Genomic DNA, 23,449 nt, shown 5'->3' with positions numbered 1-23,449 from the left:
TTCGCCGCTCGCCGCGTCATTCGACGCGTCTCATCGCGAATCCTGATGGATAGCAGGTGAGCTCGCCCCGGTGGCGCAGGATGGATCCATGAGCAGCATGGAGATCGCGGAGCTGCGCAGCCTCATCGCCGTCGCCGCGTTCGCGGGCGTCGGCCGGGCGGCCTCCGCGCTGCACCTCTCGCAGCCCACGGTCTCGGCGCACCTGCGGCGCCTCGAGGGGACGCTGGGGCTGCCCCTCGTCGAGCGACGCGGTCGCAGCATCGCATTCACCGTCGCCGGTGAGTCGCTCGTCAGGGACGCGCACCGCATCGTCGCTCTGCACGACGAGGCCCTCGACCGGATCGTCGGGACACCAGGGGACGACATCGTGGTCGCATCGACCGACATGGCCAACGCCTCGGTCCTGCAGACGGTGACCAGGGTGCTCTCCGTCCGCCACCCCGAGCGGCGAGTCCGGTTCCGGTTCCACCGCACCGACAGCCTGCGCCGGTTCGTCCGCGCGCACACCGCCGACATCGTCCTGGGCTACGGCGACCTCGGGCCAGGGCGCATCGACATCGGCCCGGTCCCGCTCGCCTGGTTCGGTGCGGCCGGAGTCGCCTCCGACGCCGGACTCGTCGTCTTCTCACCGCCGTGCACCCTGCGCGATGCGATCCTCGCTGCCCCTGCGGGCGAGCGGCGCACGGTCGTGCGCGAATGCCTCGACCTGTCCAGCGTGCTCGCGACCGTGCGCTCCGGTGCGGGGATCACGGCGCTGCCGGCGTTCCACCGGACCGAGTCGCAGCTCCGCGAGCTCGACCTGCCTGCTCCCCCGCCGCTGCCGCTGACGATGGTCGCCTCGGAGCGCATCCCCGCGGACACGCGCAACGCCCTCGTCGAGGAACTGCGCCGAGCCGTCGCGGGCGTCTGAGGCTGCCGCCTACTTCTTGTCCTTGCTCTCGACGTCTCCCGAGAGCGCGGCGATGAACGCCTCCTGGGGGACCTCGACGCGACCGACCATCTTCATGCGCTTCTTGCCCTCCTTCTGCTTCTCGAGGAGCTTGCGCTTGCGCGTGATGTCGCCGCCGTAGCACTTCGCGAGCACGTCCTTGCGGATGGCGCGGATCGTCTCGCGGGCGATGATGCGGGCGCCGATCGCAGCCTGGATCGGCACCTCGAACTGCTGCCGCGGGATGAGCTTGCGCAGCCGCTCGGCCATCATCGTGCCGTAGGCGTAGGCCTTGTCGCGGTGCACGATCGAGCTGAACGCGTCGACCTTGTCGCCCTGCAGCAGGATGTCGACCTTGACCAGGTCCGCCTCCTGGGAACCCGCGGGCTCGTAGTCCAGCGAGGCGTAGCCCTGCGTCTTCGACTTCAGCTGGTCGAAGAAGTCGAACACGATCTCGCCGAGCGGGATCATGTAGCGCAGCTCGACGCGCTCCTCGGAGAAGTACTCCATGCCCAGCAGCGATCCGCGACGGGACTGGCACAGCTCCATCACGGTGCCGACGTAGTCCTTGGGCAGCAGGATCGCCGCCTTCACCATCGGCTCGGAGACGGATCCGATCCGCCCGTCCGGGTACTCGCTGGGGTTCGTGACGGTGACCGTCTCCCCCGTGTCGGAGGTGAGGACCTCGTAGATCACGCTCGGAGCGGTCGTGATCAGGTCCAGCCCGAACTCGCGCGACAGCCGCTCGGTGATGATCTCCAGGTGCAGCAGGCCCAGGAATCCGCAGCGGAACCCGAAGCCGAGCGCGACCGAGGTCTCCGGCTCGTACTGCAGGGACGCATCGGAGAGCTTGAGCTTGTCGAGCGCCTCGCGCAGCTCCGCATAGTCGCTGCCGTCGATCGGGTAGATGCCGCTGAACACCATCGGCTTCGGGTCGGTGTAGCCCGCCAGCGCATCGGTCGCGGGCTTGCGTGCGGTCGTGATCGTGTCGCCGACCTTGGACTGACGGACGTCCTTCACGCCGGTGATGAGGTAGCCCACCTCGCCGACGCCCAGGCCCTTGCCCGGCACGGGCTCCGGGCTGGAGACGCCGATCTCGAGCAACTCGTGGTTGGCGCCCGTGGACATCATCTGGATCCGCTCGCGCGGCGAGAGCTTGCCGTCCACCATGCGCACATAGGTGACGACGCCGCGATAGGCGTCGTACACGGAGTCGAAGATCATGGCGCGGGCGGGGGCGTCCGCGTCGCCGACCGGGGCCGGGATCTCCTGCACGAGGCGGTCGAGCAGGTCCTCGACGCCGACGCCGGTCTTGCCGGAGACGCGCAGCACGTCGTCGGGGCTGCCGCCGATGAGATCGGCCAGCTCCTTCGCGTACTTCTCGGGCTCGGCCGCGGGAAGGTCGATCTTGTTCAGCACCGGGATGATCGTGAGGTCGTTCTCGAGCGCCAGGTACAGGTTCGCGAGCGTCTGCGCCTCGATGCCCTGCGCGGCGTCGACGAGGAGGATCGCGCCCTCGCAGGCCGCGAGCGAGCGGGACACCTCATACGTGAAGTCGACGTGCCCTGGCGTGTCGATCATGTTCAGCGCGAATACTTCGTCTCGCTCCGCTCGCTCAGCAACCGGCGATTTGACGGCCCACGGCATGCGCACGGCCTGGCTCTTGATCGTGATGCCGCGCTCGCGCTCGATGTCCATGCGGTCGAGATACTGGGCGCGCATGTCGCGATCCGACACCACGCCGGTGATCTGGAGCATCCGGTCTGCAAGGGTCGACTTGCCGTGATCGATGTGGGCGATGATGCAGAAGTTGCGGATCTGCTGCGGGGGCGTGACGGACGGCTGCAGCGGAGTGAGGGCGCGAGGTGACATGGGGTCCTGAACGATGCGGGGTCCGGCGAACGGATCGGGCTGGCCCGGAGTGAACCGGGTATCCCGACGATTCTACGGGAGCGCCCGGCACGGCCACCCCGCGCCGCCTTCACCGCCCTCGCGGCACGCGGAGTGAGGCTTGCCTCATCCCCCATCGCGCCCGGCCGGTGATAGTCTCGCGAAGTTGCCGCGCCCCGGAACCGGGTGTCAGCGGCGACAGCACTCCGTCCCGCGTTGCGTGGGAGGGAGCACCGTGTCACCGGTTTCGGGTCGTGTTGATATGGCAACGGCCCAGCGCTGCGTCGGAGATCCCGCGCGGTGTCTGTGACAAGAGAGAGAACACCATCTTGATCAAGTACCTGCTGCGCCGAGCTCTCGGCTGGCTCCTCATGATCGTGGTGGCGACCAATGTCACGTACTTCCTCGCGTGGGCCTTCCTCGATCCCCGCAGCAACTACGTCGGACGTCGCCCTCCGCTGAGCGAGGACCAGATCAATCGCCTCCTCGAACCCCGCCACCTCAGCGACACCGTGCCGCTGATCCAGCGCTGGTGGGGCTGGTTCACGGACATCGTCCTGCACTGGAACTGGGGGGTGAGCCCGACCGGCCAGTCGGTGAACGGCCAGATCGCCTACCGCATGTGGGTCTCGGGCGAACTCGTGCTCGGCGCGACGATCATCGCGGCCGTGCTCGGCATCGCGGTCGGCGTCTACACCGCATCGCGGCAGTACAAGGTCGCGGACCGCGTCTGGCAGGGCATCTCGATCGTCACGATGAACATCCCGATCATCGTCGCGGCCCTCGGCATCGTCCTCGGCGCGATCGCGATCAACGACCTGCTCGGCTTCCGTCTCTTCTACGTCACCGGCGCCTCGAGCGACGGTGTGACGGGCTTCTTCCCGGTGCTGATCGATTCGCTGCAGCACCTCATCCTGCCGACGATCGCGCTCGTGTTCATCGGCTACTCGAGCTATCACTTCCTGCAGCGCTCGCTGCTGCTGGACAACATCAAGGCCGACTACGTGCGCACCGCACGGGCGAAGGGCCTCACCAAGCAGCAGGCGATCCGCAAGCACGCGCTGCGCACATCCCTGATCCCGGTCGCGACGCAGCTGGCGTTCAGCATCCCGACCGTCTTCACCGGTGCCGTGCTGACCGAGACGATCTTCGCGTGGAACGGCATGGGCCGGTACTTCGTGCAGACCATCGGCACGAACGACGTGCACGGAGTGGTGGCCATCGCCGCCTTCACCGCCGTGCTCACGGCGATCGGCGCGATCCTCGCCGACGTCGCCGTGGTGGTCCTCGATCCGCGAGTGAGGGTGAGCTGACATGACTTCCGCAACCATCCAGCCCCCTGTCGGGCCCGACACCACCGCCGCGCGCATCCCGCGCAAGCGCATCGGCACGTTCCGGCTCTACTACCGCCGCTTCGTGCGCAACCGCCCCGCGGTCTGGGGCGTGTTCGTCTTCGCCTTCCTCGTGCTCTTCGCCGTCGTGGGGCCGCTCATCGCGCAGTTCAGCTTCAGCGAGCTCGACTTCCTGGCGCTCGGCACCCCGCCCGACGGCACCCACTGGTTCGGCACCGCTGCCGACGGCGGCGACCTGTTCGCACAGACCGCGGTGGGCCTGCAGCGCTCGCTGATGATCGCACTCACGGTCTCGATCGGCACCACGGTGATCTCCGCGATCGTCGGCACCGCTGCCGCCTACTTCGGCGGCACGACCGAGCGCATCATCCTCCTGATCATCCACTTCCTCATGGTCGTGCCGACGTTCCTGATCCTCGCCCTGGTGTCCTCCAACGCGGGCGGCGACTGGCGCGTGATCTCGGCGGCGATGATCTTCATCAGCTGGTTCTTCCCCGCGCGGGTCATCTGGACGATGGCGCTCTCGCTGCGCGAGCGCGAGTACGTGCACGCCGCGCGCTACATGGGCGTACCGGGCATGAAGATCGTGCTCCGCCACCTGCTGCCCAACATCGGCTCGCTGCTGGTGATCAACTTCACGCTCGGCGTCGTCGGCGCCGTCATCACCGAGACGGGCCTGTCCTTCATCGGGTTCGGCGTGAAGATCCCCGACGTCTCGCTCGGATCCCTCATCGGCATCGGCGCGAACTCGCTCTCCAGCGCTCCGTGGACCTTCTACTTCCCTGCGCTCGCGCTGACCCTGCTCACCGTCTCGATGGCGCTCATCGCCGACGGTCTGCGCGATGCGCTCGATCCCACCTCGGCGGCAGGAGGCCGCGCATGACCGCTCCTCTTCTCTCCGTCCGCGACCTGCATGTCAGCTTCGCCTCCGAGGCCGGCCGCGTCGACGCCGTCCGCGGCGTCTCCTTCGACCTCGAACCCGGTCGCACGCTCAGCATCGTGGGCGAGTCCGGATCCGGCAAGTCCGTCACGTCGCTCGCGATCATGGGGCTGCTCGACGACAACGCCAAGGTCTCCGGCTCGATCATGTTCGACGGCACCGAGCTCGTCGGAAAGGGCGACAAGGAGCTGTCCGCGCTGCGCGGCAACGGGATCGCGATGATCTTCCAGGATCCGCTGACCTCGCTCACGCCCGTCTACACGATCGGCGATCAGCTCGTCGAGGCGCTCACGGTGCACCGCAGCATGTCGCATGCGGATGCCACCGCGCGCGCCATCGAGCTGCTCCGCATGGTCGGCATCCCGACCCCGGAGCGACGACTGAAGTCGTTCCCGCACGAGTTCTCGGGCGGGATGCGCCAGCGCGTCGTCATCGCGATCGCGATGGCGAACAATCCGAAGCTGATCATCGCGGATGAGCCCACCACAGCGCTCGACGTCACGATCCAGGCGCAGATCCTCGATCTCATCGCCACGGCGCAGCGCGAGACCGGTGCCGCGGTCATCATGATCACGCACGACATGGGCGTGGTGGCGAAGACCGCCGACGACGTGCTGGTGATGTACGCCGGCAAGCCCGTCGAGCAGGCGCCTGTGCGCGAGCTGTTCCACGAGACGCGGATGCCGTACTCGATCGGGCTCCTGGGGGCGATCCCCCGCGTGGACAAGGCGGAGAAGACCCCGCTGGTGCCGATCAAGGGCAATCCCCCGCTCCTGGTGAACCTGCCGGACGAGTGCCCGTTCGTGGCACGGTGCCCGATCGCGACCGAGGCGTGCCGGGTCCGCGAACCAGAGCTGCGTCCGATCGCGACGGCCGAGGGCGGCGCGCACCTGGTCGCCTGCGTCCGCGCGGACGAGATCGAGGACGGGATGATCGGCGGAGCGCCAGTGTACCCCGTGCCCGAGCTCCCGACGAGCGCGCTGGACCGCGTGCCCCGAGAGGACCGGCCCGTCACGCTCGACGTCCGGAACATGCAGAAGACGTTCCCGCTGACCAAGGGCGCCTTCCTCAAGCGCAAGGTCGGCGAGGTGCACGCGGTCAAGGGCCTCACCTTCGACATCCGCGAGGGCGAGACCATGGCCATCGTCGGCGAGTCCGGCTGCGGCAAGACCACGACCCTGCTGCAGATCATGGATCTCGTCGCGCAGGCCGACGGCGAGATCACGATCGCGGGCACGCCCGTGTCGTCGCTGCACGGCGGCAAGGCTGAGCGCGCCGTGCGTCGCGATCTGCAGATCGTGTTCCAGGACCCGATGGGCGCCCTCGACCCGCGTCTCACCGTGGCGGACGTCATCGCCGAGCCGCTGCGCGCGATCGGCGTGCCGCGGGCGGAGGCCGATGCGCGGGTGGACGAGCTCATGGACCTCGTGGGCCTCGATCCGGCGCATGCGAGCCGGTTCCCCGGCGCCTTTTCCGGTGGTCAGCGTCAGCGCATCGGCATCGCCAGGGCGCTCGCGACCAATCCGAAGATCGTGGTCCTGGACGAGCCGGTGTCCGCCCTCGACGTGTCGATCCAGGCCGGCGTGATCAACCTGCTCGACGAGCTCAAGGTCAAGCTCGGCCTGTCGTATCTCTTCGTCGCGCACGATCTCTCGGTCGTGCGGCACATCGCCGACCGCGTCGGCGTCATGTACCTCGGCGAGTTCGTCGAGCACGGCGACGTGGACGCGATCTTCGACAACCCCCAGCACCCGTACACGCAGGCGCTGCTCTCGGCCATCCCGGTGCCGGATCCCGACATCGAGCGCACGCGTGAGCGGATCGTGCTGCAGGGAGACCTGCCGAGCCCGACGGACCGTCGTGACGGCTGCTCGTTCACCTCGCGCTGCCCGCTGTACAAGATGCTTCCGCCGGAGCAGCAGTCTCGCTGCGAGACCGAGGCGCCGGCCCTCAAGGGATCCGATGCGCACGCCAACGCGTGCCATTTCCGTTGACATCGAATCAATAACGGTATCGGGCCGCCTCCGGCGAATCTGGTTCGTGCCGGTTAACTGTGTCTGTCCCCAAAAGAGCCGAAAGGCAATAGAAGGAGAACCATGAAGAAGCTGCACAAGCTGTGGGGCGTTGTCGCCCTCGGCGGCGCGCTGGCGATCGCCATCAGCGGTTGCTCGGCGACCGGAGGCTCGAACAACGGCGGCGACAAGCCGGCCGAGACCAAGACCGCGGACTACAACCCGCAGCCGCGTGAGAACCTCAAGCAGGGTGGAGAGGCTCACTTCTGGACCGCCGAGGTCCCGCCGCAGATGAACTCGTTCAGCGGCGACGCGTCCGCGGACACCTCGCGCCTGGCCGCGTGGTACATGCCGCAGGTCTTCCTCATGGATCCGGACGGCACCGTCAAGGCGAACCCCGCCTACATCGACAAGTGGGACACCTCGGTCAAGGACGGCAAGACCGTCGTCACGATCAAGGTGAACGACAAGGCGGTCTGGAACGACGGCACCCCGATCGACTGGACTGCGTTCGAGACCACCTGGAAGGACAACAACGGATCCAACCCGGACTTCAAGGCGAACGCGACCGACGGTTACAAGGACATCGAATCCGTCACCAAGGGCGCGACCGACAAGGACGTCATCGTGACGTTCAACCGTGAGTTCGCCTGGCCCGCCATGCCGTTCCTCACCGGCATCCTGCACCCCAAGGTGAACACGCCTGAGCTCTTCAACGACGCGTTCAACGGCAACGCGCACCCCGAGTGGGGCGCCGGCCCGTACAAGCTCACCAACTACGACGTGAACGGCCAGAAGGTCACCTTCGAGCCGAACGAGAAGTGGTGGGGCGACAAGCCCATGCTCGACAAGGTCACCTTCGCCGGCATGGATCGGGCGGCTTCGCTGAACGCCTACAAGAACGGCGAGCTCGACCAGGTCGAGACCGGCTCCGCCGACGCCGTCAAGCAGGTCCAGGGCGTCAAGGACACTGTGATCCGTCGCGCGCAGCAGACCGCGAAGACGATCGTCATGCTCGACGGTGACAAGCCGCAGCTGAAGGACCCGAAGGTGCGCCAGGCCTTCTTCTCGGCGATCGACATCGACCAGCAGAAGAAGATCGCCTGGAACGGCCTGAACTACAGCGAGCCGACCGCCGGCTCGCTGACCCTCTACTCCTTCCAGAAGGGCTATGAGGACACCTTCAAGGCCGCCGGCCTGAAGTTCGACGTCGATGCGGCCAAGAAGATGCTCGACGACGCCGGCTGGAAGGCCGGTTCGGACGGCATCCGCGAGAAGGACGGCGTCAAGCTGTCCGTCACGTACCCGGTCTTCAGCGACAGCCCTGTCCAGGCCGCCCTCGCCAAGGCGCTGCAGCAGCAGGAGAAGGCGGTCGGCATCGACCTGAAGATCGAGACGCGCCCGTCCGCGAACTTCTCGACCGACCTGACCACGAAGAACTGGGACGCCGTGAGCCTGCGCTTCACGGATTCGGACCCGTTCGGTCCGGCCTGGTTCTGCCAGATGTACTGCTCGGACAGCCAGCTGAACCTTTCGGGCACCAGCACCAAGGCGATCGACGACAAGATCAAGAGCGACGTCGAGTCGCAGACCACGGCTGACGCGTGGACCGCTGCGGCGATGAAGCTCGAGCCGGAGATCATCAAGGAGACCTGGGGCGTCATCCCGCTCTACAACGGTCCCGAGATCATGGCCGTCAAGAAGGGCCTCGCCAACCTGACCCCGGAGACCTACGTGGGTCTCGACCTCTACGGCGTGCAGCCGGTGGAGAACGTGGGCTGGGAGAAGTAAGCACCCGTTGTTCCGGAGCGGGGTCGGTGGTTCGCCACCGGCCCCGCTTCGTCGTCGGCGGACTCCCTTCCCGGCCAGGCGGATACCGTCCGCGCCTAGACTGACGCGCATGCGCCGCTCCCCCGATTCGGTTCCGCCGGTCTCGGTCGTGCTCGTGCACGGGATCCGCACCTCTGCGACGATGTGGCGCGCGCAGGAGGATTTCCTCACCGCGCGCGGCAACCCCGCGATCGCCGTCGATCTGCCCGGCCACGGCACGCGCAGGGACGAGCCGTTCTCGCTCGACGAGGCGATGCGCACGATCGACGCCGCGGTGCGGGCCGCCGACGGACCGGTGCTGCTGGTCGGGCACTCGATGGGCGGGCTGCTGTCGACCGCGTACGCCGGAGCAGTTCCCGCGCCGCCGATCGCCGGCTTCATCGGCGCCTCGTGCACCGCGCTCCCCCGCGGCGCGGGGCTCGCCGCCTATCGCATGCTGGCGGGCGCGCTGAACGCGATGCCGGATCGCGGGATGTGGCTGAGCCGGCAGGTGCTGGACGCGACGCTCCCCGCCTCGACGCGCGAGGACTTCGGCGCCGGCGGCTACGCCGTGTCGGCGCAGGACGAGGCGCTGCGCTCGCTCGCCGAGCTGGATCTGGTCTCCGCGGTTCCTCGGATCCGGGTTCCGACGTGGTTCGTGAACGGACAGTTCGACCAGCTCCGCACGCACGAGACGCTGTACCGCCGGCTCGCACCGGAGGCCGAGTTCATCATCGTGCCCCGCACGACGCACCTCGTGACCGCGATGCGGCCCCGGGTGTTCAACGCGGTACTGCAGCTGGCGCTGGCGACGCTGGAGACGACGCCCTGACCGCATAGGTCATCGCCGCGCCCACGACCGAGAGCACGGCCGCGGCGCCGAAGAGCAGCCAGAACCCGCCCACCAGGGCGACGAGTCCCGCCCCGAGCAGCGGCCCCAGCAGCTGCCCGAGCTGCGCGGAGACGTTGACGAGCCCGAGGTCGCGGGCGTGGTCGTCCGGATCCTTCAGCAGGTCCGTCGCGAACGCCAGGCTCACGGCCATGTACGCGCCGTAGCCCGCACCCATGATCGCGGCCGCGACGGCGGTCATCTCGAACGAGGGGCTGATCAGGATCACCACGCCGGAGATCGCCTGCACGACCACGGAGACCGCGGTGATGGTGCGGCGACGGCGCAGCGGACTCGTCGAAGGGCGGTCGGAGAGGATGCCGGCGATGATCGAGGCGATCACGACGAAGACCGTGTAGATCACGATCAGGACGAGCAGGTCGTCCTGCGCCGCGGCCGATGGGACCCGGACGCCGTAGAGCAGGAAGAACAGCAGCAGCGAAGTGCCGAAGGCGTTGCCGATGTTCACCACGAAGCGGCTGATGAGCAGCCACAGGAAGTCGCGATCCCGCCACGATGCCGTGCGGGCGGCGGTGCGCGGAGCCGGAAGGGCGAGCTCGTGCGCCGCAGAGTCCGGCAGCAGCAGCGCGGTGCCGGACCCGATCACCGCGATGATCGCGGCGAGCAGGAAGTACGACTGCTCCACGTTGAGCCCGATCAGCACGACGGCGCCCACGCCGACCACGATGCCGACCGCCTGCGCCGAGCTCGCGGCGGCGGACGCCGCACCGCGCTGGGTGGTGAGCTGATCCGCGATCATCGCCGTGAGCGCCGCGGAGGCGACCGAGACCCCGACCGAGACCACGATCCAGGCGCCGCCGACGGCGACGGGGCCCGCCACCAGGCCCGTGAGCACCAGTCCGACGGCCGCGACCAGAGATCCGCCGATCGCCCAGGGCCTCCGGCGGCCCCATCTCGAGCGGGTGCGATCGGACCAGCGACCCGACACGGGAGCGGCGATGATACCGACGAGGCCACCCACCAACAGCACGACGCCCGCCCAGACGACGCCGGCGATCCAGTTCTCGCCCGGGGCGCCGGTGTCGAGCTGCAGCGGCAGCAGGAGCTGGATCGGCGTGAGCTGGACGGTCCAGATCGCGAGCCACGCGAGGGTGAACAGTGTCATCCAGAGCGGGCCGACCCGCTTCCCCGCGATCGCGGTGGGGGTACCGGAGTGTTCGGTCACGAGCGGGCCTCCTCGATGAGCGCGCGATACCAGGCGTAGGAGGCCTTCGGGGTGCGCTGCCCCGTGACCATGTCGACGTGGACGAGCCCGAAGCGCTGCGTGTACCCGTCAGCCCACTCGAAGTTGTCCAGGAGCGACCACACCGTGTACGCGTCGATCCGCACCCCGGCGCGCATCGCCGCGAGCACCGCGGCGATATGGCCGTGCAGATAGGAGATGCGCGCCGTGTCATCGATCGGAGCGTCCACGTGGTCGGGCTCAGGGAAGGACGCGCCGTTCTCCGCGATCACCACCGGCGGCAGTGCCGCGCCGTAGCGCTCCCTCGCGTCGACGAGGAACGCGGTCAGCGCCTCCGGCACGATCGGCCACAGGGGGCCGAATCCGGTGACGGGAGCGCCGGGCGTCGGGACGACCTCGAAGGGAACCGGTCCCGCGCTCGCCGCCACCGTGGTCGGGTTGTAGTAGTTCACCCCGTACAGCTCGCAGGGTGCGCTGATGAGCGCGAGATCGCCGTCCCGCACCGGCAGCGCGACGCCGAGCGGCTCCAGATCGGGATAGCGGCCGAGCAGCACGGGATCCGCGTACATCCTGTTGTGGATGAGGTCGTAGAGGTACGCGGCCTGCTGGTCGGCCTCGGTGTCGGATGCGGGCAGCACCTGGGTGTGGTTGTTCACGATGCCGACGCTGGTCGCCCCGCGCGCATGCAGGATCCGCGCCGCGTACCCGTGCGCGAGCAGCTGATGGTGCACGGTCGGCAGCGCGTCGAAGAGCAGCGCGCGCCCCGGCGCGAGCTCGCCGATCGCGTAGCCCTGGAGCGTCGTGGAGACCGGTTCGTTGATCGTGTACCACTGCCGGACCCGGTCGCCGAGCGCGTCGGCGACCACCTCGGTGTACTGCGCGAACCGCTCCGCGGTCGAGCGGTTCAGCCAGCCGCCGGCCTCCTCCAGACGGGAGGGCAGATCCCAGTGGTACAGCGTCGGCGTCGGCGTGATCCCGGCGTCGAGGAGGCGATCGACGAGGCGGTCGTAGTAGGCGAGGCCCTGGGGACTCGGACGTCCGTCGGGGAGCACGCGCACCCATGACATCGAGAACCGGTACTCGTCGACGCCGAGCCGCGCCAGTAGCGCGACATCCTCGTCGGCGCGGTGGTAGCTGTCAGGGCCGGGATCCGCGGTGCTGCCGTCGCGCACGCGGCCGGGGGTCTCGACGAAGTCGTCCCAGATCGACCTGCCACGTCCGTCCTCATCCCTCGCCCCCTCGATCTGGAACGCCGCCGTCGCGGCCGAGAAGCGCAGTCGGCGCAGCAGCGCGCGATCGAGCGGGGGCACGTCAGCGGTGACGGATTCGGGCATGGACGACTCCTTCGGGTCCTTCGCCAGCGTGCACACCCTACACCGATGCCTCGCCCCGGACGCGACGCCGTGTCATGAGGAACGAGACCGCGTCTCACGATCATGCCGAACCCGCCGGGCCCGGATCCGCCGGTTCGGCATCAGGTCGGATCCCTGATAAGATCGGTGATTGGCTTGCGTGCCAGGTCCCACCCCTGCACGCTGCCGGAGGCGCCCCTCTACCGCCAGGCCGGCATGACCATCCATCACTCGAACGAAGGTTCCATCCGTGGCGAACATCAAGTCGCAGATCAAGCGCAACAAGACCAACGAGAAGGCGCACGAGCGCAACAAGGCCGTCAAGAGCGAGCTGAAGACCGCCGTCCGCAACACCCGCAAGGCCATCGCCGGTGGCGACAAGGCCGCCGCCGAGGCCGCGCTGAAGACGGCGTCGAAGAAGCTCGACAAGGCCGTCAGCAAGGGTGTCATCCACTCGAACCAGGCCGCGAACCGCAAGTCGTCGATCGCGAAGCAGGTCTCCGCTCTCTGAGCCGGATCCGACTCTGACGAAGGCCCGTTCCCTCCGGGGAGCGGGCCTTCATCGTTCCCGGCGGCCTCGTCCTGGTCGCAGCCATCCGCGTCTCCCTCGTGCGCGTCGCCGTCGTGGGCGTCGCCGTCGTGGGCGTCGCCGTCGTCCGGATTGAGCTCGTTCGGGGCGCACTTCTCCGTTTTGGGGCGCGTGCCGCCGCGGATTCGTGGTCAGGCGCGCCCCAAAACGCGAGAACGCGCCCCGAACCGTTCGAGGCGCTCTCCGGCGCTGCACGCCCCCGGGCTAGAGCACTCCCCCCGGGCTAGAGCACCCCTGGGCCAGGACACTCCCCTGGGCCAGGGTGCTCCCCGCGTGCGGATCCGGCTCGGGGCTCTGGCTCCGGAACCCCGGTTCGGGGCGCACTTCTCCGGTTTGGGGCGCGTGCCGCCACGGATTCGTGGCCGGGCGCGCCCCAAAACGTGAGAACACGCCCCGAACGTGAGCGAGAGCGCACCCGAACCGGCGAGAGCGCACCCGCACAGGCGTCAGCGGACGGACTCTCCGTAGGGCGCGCGGGTCGCGATCACGGTGATCATGCGCTCGAGCGCGAAGATCGGGTCGCGGGCCGCACCCTTGACGTCGGCGTCCGCACGCGCGGTGGCCTGGATCGCGAGACCCAGACTGCGCTCGTTCCATCCGCTCAGGTCGCGTCGGGCGCGGTCCACCTGCCAGTCCTTCATCCCGAGCCGGGACGCGAGAGCCGCATTGGACTCCCTGGATCCGGCCACCCGCGCCATCGACCGCAGCTTCATCGCGAACGCCGCGACCATCGGCACCGGATCCGCGCCGGAGGCCAGCGCGTGCCGGAGCGCGATGAGCGCATCGCCCAGGCGTCCGGCGATGGCCGTGTCGGCTACGACGAAGGCGGAGACCTCGACGCGCCCCCCGTAGTAGCGCTCGACGACGTCGGGCGTGACATCGCCCTGCACGTCGTTGATGAGCTGCTGGCATGCGGCCGCGAGCTCGGTGATGTCGTCGGAGAAGGCGGAGACCAGCGCCCGCAGCGCCTGTGGCTGGATCCGGCGGCCGGCGGCGCGGAACTCCCCCGCGGCGAAGTCGGCCTTCTCGTCATCGCGCTTGATGGCGGGGCAGGCGATCTCGATCCCGCCGCCGGCGCCCGCACGGATCGCGTCGAGCAGCTTCTTGCCGCGCACGGTCGCCCCGGTGTGCCGCAGCACGACCGTCGCCCCCTCCTGCGGGTGCTCGAGGTACGCGACGGCCTCGGCGAGGAAGGCATCGGTGCAGCGTTCGACCCCGGAGATACGCAGCAGGCGCGGTTCGCCGAACAGCGACGGCGAGGCGAGCGCGAGCAGGCTGCCGCCCTCGTAGTCGTCGGCGCGCAGGTCGCTGACCTCGAGCGCCGGGTCCTCGGTGCGCAGGTAGGTGCGTACCCCCGCGATCGCGCGCTCCGCGCAGATCTCCTCCGGCCCCGACACCAGGACGATCGGCGCCGGCCGAGGCTCACGCCACGACACCTGCGGAATGTTCGTCGCCTTGCCTCCCCGTCGTGCGGCGGAGGACGAGCGCGGTGCGGGCATGGATCCAGCGTACCGGCGGTCGCGGACGTTCACCGTGCCTCCTGGTCGGAGACGTACCTTTCCGGTCAGCGTCCGAAATTCCCCTTCCCTCGATTCCGTCTTTCAGGTAGCCTGAAACTGAGGCGAGGTCGCCTCATGCCCCGCACGAAGCGAAGAAGCGAGAAGGAGTGCCATGACTGCTGCGGACGTCTCCGTCACCGTCGAGGATCTGCCCGGCCTGGAGGGTGCCGAGTTCGGCCCGTCCTCGTGGCGCGAGATCACCCAGGAGGAGGTGGATCTCTACGCCGCGGTGTCGGGCGACGACAACCCGATCCACATCGACGAGGACTTCGCCGCAACCACGCCGTTCGGCACGCGCATCGCCCACGGCCTGCTCACCCTGAGCCTCGTGGTCCCGCTCATGCGGCAGGTCTTCGAGGTCTCCGGCGCGAGCATGGGCATCAACTACGGCATGAACAGGGTGAGGTTCCCCGCCCCGGTGCCCGTCGGTTCCCGAATCCGTCTGCGCGGACGCGTGGCCTCCGTGACGGACATCGGCGGAGGATGGCAGCTGGAGGTGCCCGTGACGTTCGAGATCGAGGGCGGCGACAAGCCCGCGTGCGTGGCCGAGCTGGTGCTGAGGTACTACCGATGAGCGGCGGGATCCGCTTGGACGGCAAGGTCGCGATCGTCACCGGCGCCGGTCGCAGCCTCGGGCGGGCCTATGCGCTCGCCCTGGCGGAGGCGGGGGCCGCCGTGGTCGTCAATGATGTCGATGCCGGAACGGCGGCTCAGACCGCTGCCGACATCGAGGGCGCTGGGGGACGCGCCGCGGTCGTGGTGGGGCCGGTCGGTCCCACCACGACCGCCGAAGAGCTCGTCGCCACCGCGATCTCTTCGTTCGGGCGGCTCGACATCCTCATCGCCAACGCGGGCGTGCTGCGCGACCGGGTGCTGTGGAAGATGGATGACGACGACTTCGACGCCGTGATCGGAACGCACCTGCGCGGGTCCTTCACCTGCGGACGCGCTGCCGCGGTGGCCATGCGCGAGCAGGGTTCGGGCGGGCGCATCGTGCTCATCGGCTCCCCCGCCGGGCAGTTCGGCAGCTTCGGCCAGACCAACTACGCCGCGGCGAAGGCCGGGCTGGTCGCGATGGCGCGCACGTGGTCCCTCGAACTCGCCCGCGCGGGGATCACGGTGAACGCGGTGGTCCCGACGGCCCTCTCCCCCATGACCGCGACGATCCCGGCCTACACGCAGGTGTACGAGGACTACGTCGCAGGCGGGGCGATCCCTGTCGAGTACCGGCGCGATCACGCGCTCGGCACCCCGGAGGACGTCGCCTCGCTGATCGTGTGGCTGGCCTCCGATGCGTCTGCGGAGGTCACCGGTCAGGCGATCGGGATCGGCGGCGACCGTGTGACGCTCTACGCCCACCCCGCGGCGTTGCGGACGCTCGACCACGACGGCGGCTGGACCGCCGCGCAGCTCGATGATGCCTGGCGCGAGGAGCTCTCCGCCGACGCCCAGCATTCCGGGCCGCCACAGGGCTGATCGATGCGCGCCCACTACGCAGACCTCTGGCAGGCCGTCGCGCGGTCCCTGCCCGATCGCATCGCGATCCGCACCCCCAACGACGCCTGGACCTACGAGCGCCTCGCCCGCGAGGCCGGGGCGCTCGCCGGCACTTTCGCGCGGCGGGGCCTGCGCTCCGGCGACGTGGTCGCGATCCTCCTGCACAACCGGCCGGAGTTCCTCATCACGCTCTTCGCGTGCGTCGCGGCGGGGCTCATCCCGGTGCCGCTGAACTTCCGCTTCCGCGCCGGGGAGATCGCGGCGCTCCTGGACGACTCCGGCGCCGCGGCAATGGTGCACCCGACCTCGCTCGCCTCCACCGCGCGGGATGCCGCCGCCCAGGCGTCCGGCGATGTGCTGCTGGTGAGCGTGCAGGACGACGACGACGACACGCCTGGACTGCCGTGGGCCGAGGCGATCGCCGACGAGGTCCCGCTGCCGCCCGCAGCGCCCGAAGGCACCGAACTCTGGATCTACACCGGAGGCACGACGGGGCGGCCGAAGGCGGTGCGCTGGGCCGAGCTGGATCTCTTCGAGGGCCAGATGTTCCCGACCTACTCGATGTGCGCGCTGCCCTGGCCGAGCACGAGCGAGGAGGCCCTCGAGATCGCGGTCGACCCGACCGCTCCGCACCCGGTCACGCTCCCCCTGGCGCCGCTCATGCACGGCACCGCGCTCACCATGTCGATGAACACCTTCACCCTGGGCGGGACGGTGCTGCTCACCTCCTCCGCGCACCTGGACGCGGAGAGCGCCCTCCGCTTCGCGGGTGAGCACGGCGCGACGCGGATCATCGTCGCAGGGGACGCCGTCGCCCTCCCTCTCGCGGAGGCCGCGGAACGCGCCGGCGGTTCCCTCGGCGCTGTGACGTCGATCATGAGCTCCGGAATGCGGTTCAGCCCCGACACCAAGCACCGGTTGCACGCCCTCGGCGAGCTCACGATCTTCGATCTGCTCGCCTCCTCGGAGGGCGGCGGCCTCGCGGTCACCGTCACGGCGGGCGTCACTGACCTGCCGGGCCGGCCGAGACTGCTCCCCACCGCCGTCGTGCTCGACAAGGAGCACGCAGAGATCCAGGATCTTCCCGGCGCACTCGGCGTCCTCGCGCAGCGCGGGGCGCTGCCGCTCGGATACCACGGCGACGAGGAGAAGACCCGCGCGGCGTTCCCCGTCATCCGCGGAGTCCGCCATGTGATCCCCGGCGACTGGGTGCGCGTCGAGGACGACCGCCACGTCGAGTTCCTCGGGCGCGGCAGCGCGGTCGTCAACACCGGCGGCGAGAAGGTCTATCCGCTCGAGGTCGAGGAGGCGCTCCTGACGCATCCCGCCGTCGCCGACGCCGTGGTGCTCGGCGCCCCCGACCCGCGATTCGGGGAGATCGTCACCGCCGTGGTCGAGCGCTCGGGCGACGTCACGGCCGAGGAACTGCTCGCACACGTCGACGGCCTGCTCGCGGGATACAAGCGCCCCCGGCACATCCTGTTCCGGACGTCCATGGATCGCACCCCGACGGGGAAGGTCGATCTGGTCCGCCTGCGCGAGGACATGATCCGCGATCGCGGAGAGGGGGCGTCCTCATGACGGCGCTCGAGAGCATCCGGGCGATCGACACGCACGTCCACATCCAGATCGACGACGCCGGCCGTTTCGGCGCCTCCGCGGAACAGCGCGAGGCGATGGATCGCTATTTCGGCACCACGGATCCGGCGAAGACCGTCGACGAGACCGCCGCGTACTTCCGCGAGCGCGACATGATGGCGGTCGTGTTCACGGTCGACGCGACGACGAACACCGGTCATGCGCCGAACAGCATCGACGACATCGCCTCGGGCGCCGCGCGCAGCCCTGACGCGCTGATCGCGTTCGGGTCCGTGGATCCGCTGCAAGGTCCGGCGGCGCTGCGCGAACTCGAGCGGCAGGCCTCGCAGCTGGGCGTCCGCGGCTTCAAGTTCCACCCGACCCTTCAGGGCTTCGACCCCTCGGCGGAGGAGTTCGATCCGCTCTTCGGCGCGATCGAGGATCTCGGGCTCCCCGTCGTCGTGCACACCGGGCAGACCGGCGTGGGCGCGGGAGTCCCCGGCGGACTCGGGCTGCGGCTGGGGCTGTCCAATCCGATCCTGCTGGACGACGTGGCGGCGCGGCACCCGCGGCTGCAGATCGTCATGGCCCATCCCAGCGTGCCCTGGCAGGACGAGGCGCTCTCGGTCGCGACGCACAAGGCCAACGTCTGGATCGACCTGTCGGGGTGGTCTCCGAAGTACTTCAGCGCCGGACTCGTGCGCGCGACCCGCACCTACCTGCGCCACAAGATGCTGTTCGGCTCGGACTTCCCGGCCCTGACCCCCGACCGGTGGCTGAGCGACTTCGCGGCGCTGGGGCTGCCGGAGGAGGTCGAGCGCCTCGTGCTGCGGGAGAACGCGATCCGCCTGCTCGGGCTCGACGGCGGAGCGGCCTGATGCGCGTTCCGGGGGGCGACAGCGCTCCCGCCCTGCAGATCGAGGGTCTCAGCGTCCGGTACGGACGATCCGTCACGGCTCTGCGCGATGTCTCGCTCACCGTCGCGGACGGCGAGGTGGTGACGCTGATGGGTCTGAACGGCGCAGGCAAGTCCACCCTTGCGCGCGCGATCACCGGACTCCTGCCGGCACAGGGCGGGTCGATCTCCGCGGGCGCCATCATGAGCTTCGGCACGCCCCTGACGCGCCGCTCCCCCCGTGCGATCGTCCGCCACGGCGTCGCGCAGGCTCTCGAGGGGCGGCGGATCTTCGGCGCGATGACCGTCACGGAGAATCTCGACATGGGCGGGACGACCGTGAGCGCGAGCGAGCTCAAGGCCAATCGCAGCCGCATGATGGAGCTGTTCCCGCGGCTCGCCGAACGGCACGATCAGGCGGCGGGACTGCTCTCCGGCGGAGAGCAGCAGATGCTCGCGGTCGCCCGCGCCCTCATGTCGTCGCCGCGTCTGCTCATCCTCGACGAGCCGACGCTCGGCCTCTCCCCCAAGCTGGTCACCCACGTCAGGGACACCATCCGCGCCATCCGGGCCGCCGGCACGAGCGTGCTGCTCATCGAGCAGAACGCCACGATGGCCCTCGCCGTCGCCGACCGCGGCTCGGTGATCGAGCACGGCCGCATCGTGCACGAGGCCACGGCCGCGGAGCTGCGCGCGGACACCGGTCTGCAACGGCTGCTTCTCGGACTGGGATCGGAGGACGCCGCATGAGCCCCCCCGTCGCACCGCTGCTCGAGGTGCGCGACGTCGAGCTCCGGATCGGCGGCCTGCATATCCTCCGCGGCGTCACCTTCGACGTGCGCGAGAACGAGTTCTTCACCGTCATCGGCCCCAACGGCGCGGGGAAGACCTCGCTGCTGAACGTCCTCAGCCGCATCTACCACCCGACCGCCGGATCCGTCGCCTTCGACGGGCGATCCCTGCTCGACGTGCGCCGCACAGGGCTGGCCGATCTGGGCATCGCCCGCACCTTCCAGAATCTCGCGCTCTTCGAGCACATGGACGTGATGGACAACGTCGTCCTGGGCCGCCAGCGCCTCATGCGCTCCGGGGTGCTGACCGGCGCGGTCTGGTGGGGCCGCGCCCGCCGCGAGGAGGCGGAGGCTCGGCAGGCGTGCGAGCCGCTCATCGACCTGCTCGGGCTCGGCGACTTCCTGAACCGCCCGATCCGCGATCTTCCCTACGGCATCAAGAAGCGGATCGAGCTCGCCCGCGCGCTCGCCGTCGAGCCGCGCCTGCTGCTGCTCGACGAGCCCGCCGCCGGGATGAACGACGAGGAGACGGACGAGCTCGCGGACTGGATCCTCACCGCCAAACAGGAACTGGATCTCACGGTCGTCATGATCGAGCACGACATGGGCATGGTCACCCGTCTCGGCGACCGCGCCCTGGTGCTCGACTTCGGAACCGTGGTCACGATCGAGTCCCCCCGCGCGGCGATCGCGGACCCGCGCGTCATCAGCGCCTACCTGGGCGACGAGACCGAGGATGCGGACGACCCGACGGCGACGGGGACCCTCGCCGTCGGCATCCCTCGCGACCAGGACCGGAAGGCGAAGCACGCATGACCGACGTCCTCCAGACGCTGACCTCCGGCATCGCGCTCGGATCCCTGTACGCCGTGCTCGCGCTCGGTTTCGTGATCGTGGCACGGGCGTCCGGCATCCTGAACCTCGCACAGGGCAGCTTCGTCGTGCTCGGCGCCTACCTCGCCTATGCGCTCATCCATCAGGCCGGCCTCCCGTTCTGGGCGGGTGTGATCGTCGCGATGGCGGCCGTCGCGCTGTTCGCCGTGCTCCTGGAGGCGTTCGTCCTGCACCGGGTCACCGATCACTTCGCCGCCCTTCTGGTCACGTTCGGAGTGACGATCGCCATCGCACCCGTGATCACGGGCATCTGGCCGGGCGATTCCCTGAACCTCGGCGATCCCTGGGCGCTGAACGTGCTGCGCATCGGAGGCATCGGCATCACGGCGCGCGATGCCACCCTCATCCCGATCACCGCGGTGCTCCTGCTCGGGTTCTTCCTGTTCTTCCGCTACACCCGCATCGGGCTCAGCCTGCGTGCGACGGCGATCGACAGCGAGGCCGCTATGGCGCAGGGCGTCAGCACGCGGTTCGTCTACGGCATCTCCTGGGGCATCGCCGGCGCCCTGGGCGCCTTCGGGGGCGTCGTGCTCTCGACGACCGTCGGCGGCGGCGTGCGCCCCGGCCTCGAGGTGTACGCCTTCCTCGCCCTTCCCGTCATCATCCTCGGCGGTCTGGAGTCGCCGCTCGGAGCGGTCGTGGGAGGCCTCATCATCGGCGTCGTCCAGCAGTTCGCCGTCACCCTGGTCCCGGAGAGCTGGGGATCGGGGTTCTCCGAGGTCGTGCCGTATCTCGTGATGCTCGCGATCCTGCTCATCCGCCCCGCCGGACTGTTCGGCCGACGAGAGGTGCGCCGCGCATGACAATCACCGCTCCCGGATCCTCCCTCGCACCCCGCGCACGCGCACGGGCGCCGCGGCTCTTCGACACCCCGCCGAAGAAGATCCTCGCGATCGCGTTCCTCGTCGCGATCGTCGCGATCCCCCTCAACGTCGCCGACAGCTACCTGCTCACGGTGCTGACGACCGCGGCCATCGCCGCGATCGCCGCGACCGGCCTGAACCTGCTGACCGGATACGCCGGGCAGATCTCCCTGGGGCACGCGTTCTTCGTCGGCGCCGGAGCGTTCTGCGGGCAGGTCCTCGGCGGCCAGCTCGGTCTGCCATTCCTGCTCTGGCTCCCTCTGTCCGCATTGTTCGCCGGCGCACTCGGAGCGGTCGTCGCCCCCTTCGCCCTCCGGCTCAAGGGTCCGTATCTGGCGATCGTGTCGCTCGGACTCGTCTTCATCGGCATCTACGCGGCGCGGAACCTGCCCGCCCTCACCGGGGGCCTCAACGGAACGGTCGTCACCGCGCCGGTCTCGATCGGCCCGCTCGACTTCGCGGCGCTCAGAGTCGGACCGTTCCTGCTCTCCCGCGAGCAGGGCATGTTCATCCTCTGCTGGTTGATCCTCGCGGTGATCCTCCTCGCGATCGCCAACATCGTGCGCTCCCGGTCGGGACGCGCCATGCAGGCGTTCCGCGACCACGACCTCGCCGCCGAGGTGCTCGGGGCGCGCCGGCTGCCGACGATGATGAACGCCTTCATCGTGTCCTCGGCGCTGGGCGGCCTGTCGGGAGGACTGCTCGGCGTCGAGCTGCAGTACATCCGGCCCGAGAACTTCGGCCTGGACCTCTCGATCCAGTACGTCGCGATCGTGGTCATCGGCGGGCTCGCGAGCATCTGGGGCCCTGTGCTGGGCGCGCTCTTCATCGGCCTGGTGCCCGTGATCGCGATCCGGCTCGCCGACGTGCTGCCCTTCATCTCGAAGCCCGGCGAACAGGGCGGCGTGAGCGTGTCCGGTTTCGGGCTCATCGTCTACGGCGTCCTCATCGTCGTCTTCCTCCTCTTCCGGCGCGGCGGACTGATCTCGTTCTTCCGCCGCCCCGGTCGCCGACGCCCTGTGGCGTCGACCCAGACGCAGGCCGCGCCCGCGGCCTCGCCACCCGACCCCGCACCGGGGATCACGACACACGAGGAAGGACACAGCCTGTGAGATATCGCACTCCTGGCGCCATCGGCATCGTCGCCGCTGCGGCGCTGCTCCTCACGTCCTGCGCCGTTCAGACCGCTCCGACCGCGCCCGGCGGAGGTTCCAGCACCGCTTCGAAGACACTGGCATCGGTGCCGGGCTTCAGCCTGTCCGACGGCGTCATCCACGTCGGCGAGATGACCGCTCTCAGTGGGCCGATCGCGCCCTCGGCGAACGAGCAGGTCGCCGGGCAGCAGGCGTACTACGACATCGTCAACGCGAAGGGCGGCATCGCCGGAAAGTATCCGGTGAAGGTCACCACGGCGGACAACCAGTACAACCCGCAGCTCGCCGTGCAGGAGTACCAGCGGATCAAGGATCAGGTGGTCATGCTGTCCGGCATCCTCGGCGATGCCTCGACCGAGGCGCTGCTGCCGATCCTGAAGCAGAACAAGTCCGTCGCCCTTCCGTCGACCCAGAGCTCGCGCTTCACCGCGCAGGAGAACCTGGGGATGACCTTCACGTCCTACCAGTCGAACGTGTGGAACGCGCTGTCCTACCTGTTCGAGAAGGGCAGGATCAGCAAGAGCTCCACCGTCTGCTCCATGGTGCAGGCAGACCAGTCCGGGCAGGCCCGCCAGGACGCCCTGGAGCATGCAGGGAAGGAGCTCGGCTTCGCCGTGGGCCCGAAGACGGAGTTCGCGCCGACGGACACCGCCTTCACCGCGCAGATCCAGACGCTCAAGACCGCGAAGTGCGACCTCGTGGTCTTCGGCGGCGCCAACGGCAATGTGCCCAACGTCGTGGCGGCGGCGACCCAGCTCGACTACGCGCCGATCTGGGAGACCGAGTTCTTCTCGATCGCCCAGTCCTTCAAGGACACGGACATCGCGACCTACCTCAAGGACAACTTCGTGATCACGGGCCTCGCCGGCGACCTCGACGACACGTCGATCGAGGGCATCAAGCTGCTGACCGAGAAGCTCGGCAAGACGCCGACGATGCAGAACGTCTACGGCTTCATGCAGGCGATCACCGCGACGAGGATCCTCGAGAAGGCCGTCGAGCTCGGCGATCTTTCGGGTGCCGGCCTCATGAAGGCGATGGACGGGATCGAGAAGATCGAATACCTCGGACTGAACGGCGACATGACCTACGGCCCGGTCGCGAAGCGCTTGCAGCCCGACACCTCGTCGATCTTCTCGTACGATCCGACCGCGCCCGGCAGCCTCAAGGCGCTCACCGCCCAGTACGTGGCGCCGAAGGGCCGCGGCCCGGGGTTCTGAGCCTCGCGCGGATCTCGCACGAAGGGCCCGTCC

At 69.3% G+C, this 23,449-nt stretch carries 20 protein-coding genes; 16 read left to right on the top strand and 4 right to left on the bottom strand.

Going from position 1 to position 23,449, the window contains the following annotated elements:
• Positions 1 to 88: 88 nt before the first annotated feature.
• Positions 89 to 910 (top strand): LysR family transcriptional regulator, encoded by an 822-nt coding sequence (locus CQ044_RS17170; RefSeq protein WP_105689599.1) that lies wholly within the window; start codon positions 89 to 91, stop codon positions 908 to 910.
• Between the two features lie 9 nt (positions 911 to 919).
• Here the strand turns inward: CQ044_RS17170 and lepA are convergent, their stop codons facing one another.
• Positions 920 to 2,800 carry a translation elongation factor 4 gene (gene lepA / locus CQ044_RS17165; RefSeq protein WP_105689598.1) on the bottom strand — a complete coding sequence of 627 codons (1,881 nt, stop codon included), beginning with the start codon at positions 2,798 to 2,800 and terminating at the stop codon, positions 920 to 922.
• Positions 2,801 to 3,147: 347 nt separating this feature from the next.
• Between lepA and CQ044_RS17160 the strand changes: the two genes are divergently transcribed.
• From CQ044_RS17160 to CQ044_RS17140, 5 genes are all read left to right on the top strand, one after another.
• A complete protein-coding gene (locus CQ044_RS17160) occupies positions 3,148 to 4,131 on the top strand; it encodes an ABC transporter permease (RefSeq protein ID WP_105689597.1) in 984 nt (327 codons plus the stop codon).
• Position 4,132: 1 nt separating this feature from the next.
• Positions 4,133 to 5,053 (top strand): ABC transporter permease, encoded by a 921-nt coding sequence (locus tag CQ044_RS17155; protein WP_105689596.1) that lies wholly within the window; start codon positions 4,133 to 4,135, stop codon positions 5,051 to 5,053.
• The gene (locus CQ044_RS17150) at positions 5,050 to 7,104 is read left to right on the top strand and encodes an ABC transporter ATP-binding protein (RefSeq protein WP_105689595.1); all 2,055 of its coding nucleotides are present in this window, start codon (positions 5,050 to 5,052) and stop codon (positions 7,102 to 7,104) included. The genes CQ044_RS17155 and CQ044_RS17150 overlap by 4 nt, the downstream gene beginning before the upstream one ends.
• Positions 7,105 to 7,206: 102 nt before the next feature.
• Complete coding sequence (locus tag CQ044_RS17145) at positions 7,207 to 8,913, top strand: ABC transporter family substrate-binding protein (protein WP_105689594.1); 1,707 nt, start codon at positions 7,207 to 7,209, stop codon at positions 8,911 to 8,913.
• Positions 8,914 to 9,022: 109 nt separating this feature from the next.
• A complete protein-coding gene (locus CQ044_RS17140; protein WP_105689593.1) occupies positions 9,023 to 9,763 on the top strand; it encodes an alpha/beta fold hydrolase in 741 nt (246 codons plus the stop codon).
• Here CQ044_RS17140 and CQ044_RS17135 read toward each other — a convergent pair.
• Complete coding sequence (locus CQ044_RS17135; protein ID WP_258133356.1) at positions 9,714 to 11,006, bottom strand: MFS transporter; 1,293 nt, start codon at positions 11,004 to 11,006, stop codon at positions 9,714 to 9,716. The two genes, CQ044_RS17140 and CQ044_RS17135, sit on opposite strands and share 50 nt — an antisense overlap.
• Positions 11,003 to 12,358 carry a GH1 family beta-glucosidase gene (locus CQ044_RS17130; protein ID WP_105689592.1) on the bottom strand — a complete coding sequence of 452 codons (1,356 nt, stop codon included), beginning with the start codon at positions 12,356 to 12,358 and terminating at the stop codon, positions 11,003 to 11,005. The genes CQ044_RS17135 and CQ044_RS17130 overlap by 4 nt, the downstream gene beginning before the upstream one ends.
• A 268-nt stretch (positions 12,359 to 12,626) precedes the next feature.
• Here CQ044_RS17130 and rpsT point away from each other — a divergent pair, with 268 nt between their 5' ends.
• Positions 12,627 to 12,887 carry a 30S ribosomal protein S20 gene (rpsT, locus tag CQ044_RS17125; RefSeq protein WP_045270507.1) on the top strand — a complete coding sequence of 87 codons (261 nt, stop codon included), beginning with the start codon at positions 12,627 to 12,629 and terminating at the stop codon, positions 12,885 to 12,887.
• Between the two features lie 524 nt (positions 12,888 to 13,411).
• Here the strand turns inward: rpsT and holA are convergent.
• The gene (gene holA, locus CQ044_RS17120) at positions 13,412 to 14,464 is read right to left on the bottom strand and encodes a DNA polymerase III subunit delta (RefSeq protein ID WP_105689615.1); all 1,053 of its coding nucleotides are present in this window, start codon (positions 14,462 to 14,464) and stop codon (positions 13,412 to 13,414) included.
• Between the two features lie 172 nt (positions 14,465 to 14,636).
• On the opposite strand from holA, the gene CQ044_RS17115 reads away from it, so the two are divergent.
• Genes CQ044_RS17115 through CQ044_RS17075 form a run of 9 tightly spaced genes read left to right on the top strand, consistent with a single transcriptional unit; the run spans position 14,637 to position 23,416 of the window.
• Positions 14,637 to 15,098 (top strand): MaoC family dehydratase, encoded by a 462-nt coding sequence (locus CQ044_RS17115; RefSeq protein ID WP_105689591.1) that lies wholly within the window; start codon positions 14,637 to 14,639, stop codon positions 15,096 to 15,098.
• On the top strand, positions 15,095 to 16,000 hold the full coding sequence (locus CQ044_RS17110) for an SDR family NAD(P)-dependent oxidoreductase (RefSeq protein ID WP_105689590.1): 906 nt from the start codon (positions 15,095 to 15,097) through the stop codon (positions 15,998 to 16,000). The genes CQ044_RS17115 and CQ044_RS17110 overlap by 4 nt, the downstream gene beginning before the upstream one ends.
• A gap of 3 nt (positions 16,001 to 16,003) precedes the next feature.
• Positions 16,004 to 17,602 carry an AMP-binding protein gene (locus CQ044_RS17105; protein ID WP_105689589.1) on the top strand — a complete coding sequence of 533 codons (1,599 nt, stop codon included), beginning with the start codon at positions 16,004 to 16,006 and terminating at the stop codon, positions 17,600 to 17,602.
• Positions 17,599 to 18,477 (top strand): amidohydrolase family protein, encoded by an 879-nt coding sequence (locus CQ044_RS17100; protein WP_105689588.1) that lies wholly within the window; start codon positions 17,599 to 17,601, stop codon positions 18,475 to 18,477. Before CQ044_RS17105 ends, CQ044_RS17100 begins: the two co-directional genes overlap by 4 nt.
• On the top strand, positions 18,477 to 19,244 hold the full coding sequence (locus CQ044_RS17095; protein ID WP_105689587.1) for an ABC transporter ATP-binding protein: 768 nt from the start codon (positions 18,477 to 18,479) through the stop codon (positions 19,242 to 19,244). The genes CQ044_RS17100 and CQ044_RS17095 overlap by 1 nt, the downstream gene beginning before the upstream one ends.
• The gene (locus CQ044_RS17090) at positions 19,241 to 20,101 is read left to right on the top strand and encodes an ABC transporter ATP-binding protein (protein ID WP_105689586.1); all 861 of its coding nucleotides are present in this window, start codon (positions 19,241 to 19,243) and stop codon (positions 20,099 to 20,101) included. Before CQ044_RS17095 ends, CQ044_RS17090 begins: the two co-directional genes overlap by 4 nt.
• On the top strand, positions 20,098 to 20,982 hold the full coding sequence (locus CQ044_RS17085; RefSeq protein ID WP_105689585.1) for a branched-chain amino acid ABC transporter permease: 885 nt from the start codon (positions 20,098 to 20,100) through the stop codon (positions 20,980 to 20,982). The genes CQ044_RS17090 and CQ044_RS17085 overlap by 4 nt, the downstream gene beginning before the upstream one ends.
• The gene (locus CQ044_RS17080; RefSeq protein ID WP_105689584.1) at positions 20,979 to 22,154 is read left to right on the top strand and encodes a branched-chain amino acid ABC transporter permease; all 1,176 of its coding nucleotides are present in this window, start codon (positions 20,979 to 20,981) and stop codon (positions 22,152 to 22,154) included. Before CQ044_RS17085 ends, CQ044_RS17080 begins: the two co-directional genes overlap by 4 nt.
• Positions 22,151 to 23,416, top strand: a complete 1,266-nt coding sequence (locus tag CQ044_RS17075) for an ABC transporter substrate-binding protein (protein ID WP_105689583.1) — start codon at positions 22,151 to 22,153, stop codon at positions 23,414 to 23,416. Before CQ044_RS17080 ends, CQ044_RS17075 begins: the two co-directional genes overlap by 4 nt.
• The last annotated feature ends 33 nt before the right edge of the window (positions 23,417 to 23,449 follow it).

Source organism: Microbacterium sp. MYb64 (genome assembly GCF_002979495.1).
Lineage (GTDB): Bacteria > Actinomycetota > Actinomycetes > Actinomycetales > Microbacteriaceae > Microbacterium > Microbacterium azadirachtae_A.
Note: the sequence above shows the minus strand (reverse complement) of the source record. Positions and strands in the feature narration are given on the sequence as shown.

Excerpts from the sequence above, each read along its gene's own strand:
- CQ044_RS17170 (WP_105689599.1), top strand. The coding sequence starts at position 89 with ATGAGCAGCATGGAGATCGCGGAGCTGCGCAGCCTCATCGCCGTCGCC.
- lepA (WP_105689598.1), bottom strand. The coding sequence starts at position 2,800 with ATGTCACCTCGCGCCCTCACTCCGCTGCAGCCGTCCGTCACGCCCCCG.
- CQ044_RS17155 (WP_105689596.1), top strand. The coding sequence starts at position 4,133 with ATGACTTCCGCAACCATCCAGCCCCCTGTCGGGCCCGACACCACCGCC.
- CQ044_RS17150 (WP_105689595.1), top strand. The coding sequence starts at position 5,050 with ATGACCGCTCCTCTTCTCTCCGTCCGCGACCTGCATGTCAGCTTCGCC.
- CQ044_RS17145 (WP_105689594.1), top strand. The coding sequence starts at position 7,207 with ATGAAGAAGCTGCACAAGCTGTGGGGCGTTGTCGCCCTCGGCGGCGCG.
- CQ044_RS17140 (WP_105689593.1), top strand. The coding sequence starts at position 9,023 with ATGCGCCGCTCCCCCGATTCGGTTCCGCCGGTCTCGGTCGTGCTCGTG.
- CQ044_RS17130 (WP_105689592.1), bottom strand. The coding sequence starts at position 12,358 with ATGCCCGAATCCGTCACCGCTGACGTGCCCCCGCTCGATCGCGCGCTG.
- holA (WP_105689615.1), bottom strand. The coding sequence starts at position 14,464 with ATGCCCGCACCGCGCTCGTCCTCCGCCGCACGACGGGGAGGCAAGGCG.
- CQ044_RS17115 (WP_105689591.1), top strand. The coding sequence starts at position 14,637 with ATGACTGCTGCGGACGTCTCCGTCACCGTCGAGGATCTGCCCGGCCTG.
- CQ044_RS17110 (WP_105689590.1), top strand. The coding sequence starts at position 15,095 with ATGAGCGGCGGGATCCGCTTGGACGGCAAGGTCGCGATCGTCACCGGC.
- CQ044_RS17105 (WP_105689589.1), top strand. The coding sequence starts at position 16,004 with ATGCGCGCCCACTACGCAGACCTCTGGCAGGCCGTCGCGCGGTCCCTG.
- CQ044_RS17100 (WP_105689588.1), top strand. The coding sequence starts at position 17,599 with ATGACGGCGCTCGAGAGCATCCGGGCGATCGACACGCACGTCCACATC.
- CQ044_RS17095 (WP_105689587.1), top strand. The coding sequence starts at position 18,477 with ATGCGCGTTCCGGGGGGCGACAGCGCTCCCGCCCTGCAGATCGAGGGT.
- CQ044_RS17090 (WP_105689586.1), top strand. The coding sequence starts at position 19,241 with ATGAGCCCCCCCGTCGCACCGCTGCTCGAGGTGCGCGACGTCGAGCTC.
- CQ044_RS17085 (WP_105689585.1), top strand. The coding sequence starts at position 20,098 with ATGACCGACGTCCTCCAGACGCTGACCTCCGGCATCGCGCTCGGATCC.
- CQ044_RS17080 (WP_105689584.1), top strand. The coding sequence starts at position 20,979 with ATGACAATCACCGCTCCCGGATCCTCCCTCGCACCCCGCGCACGCGCA.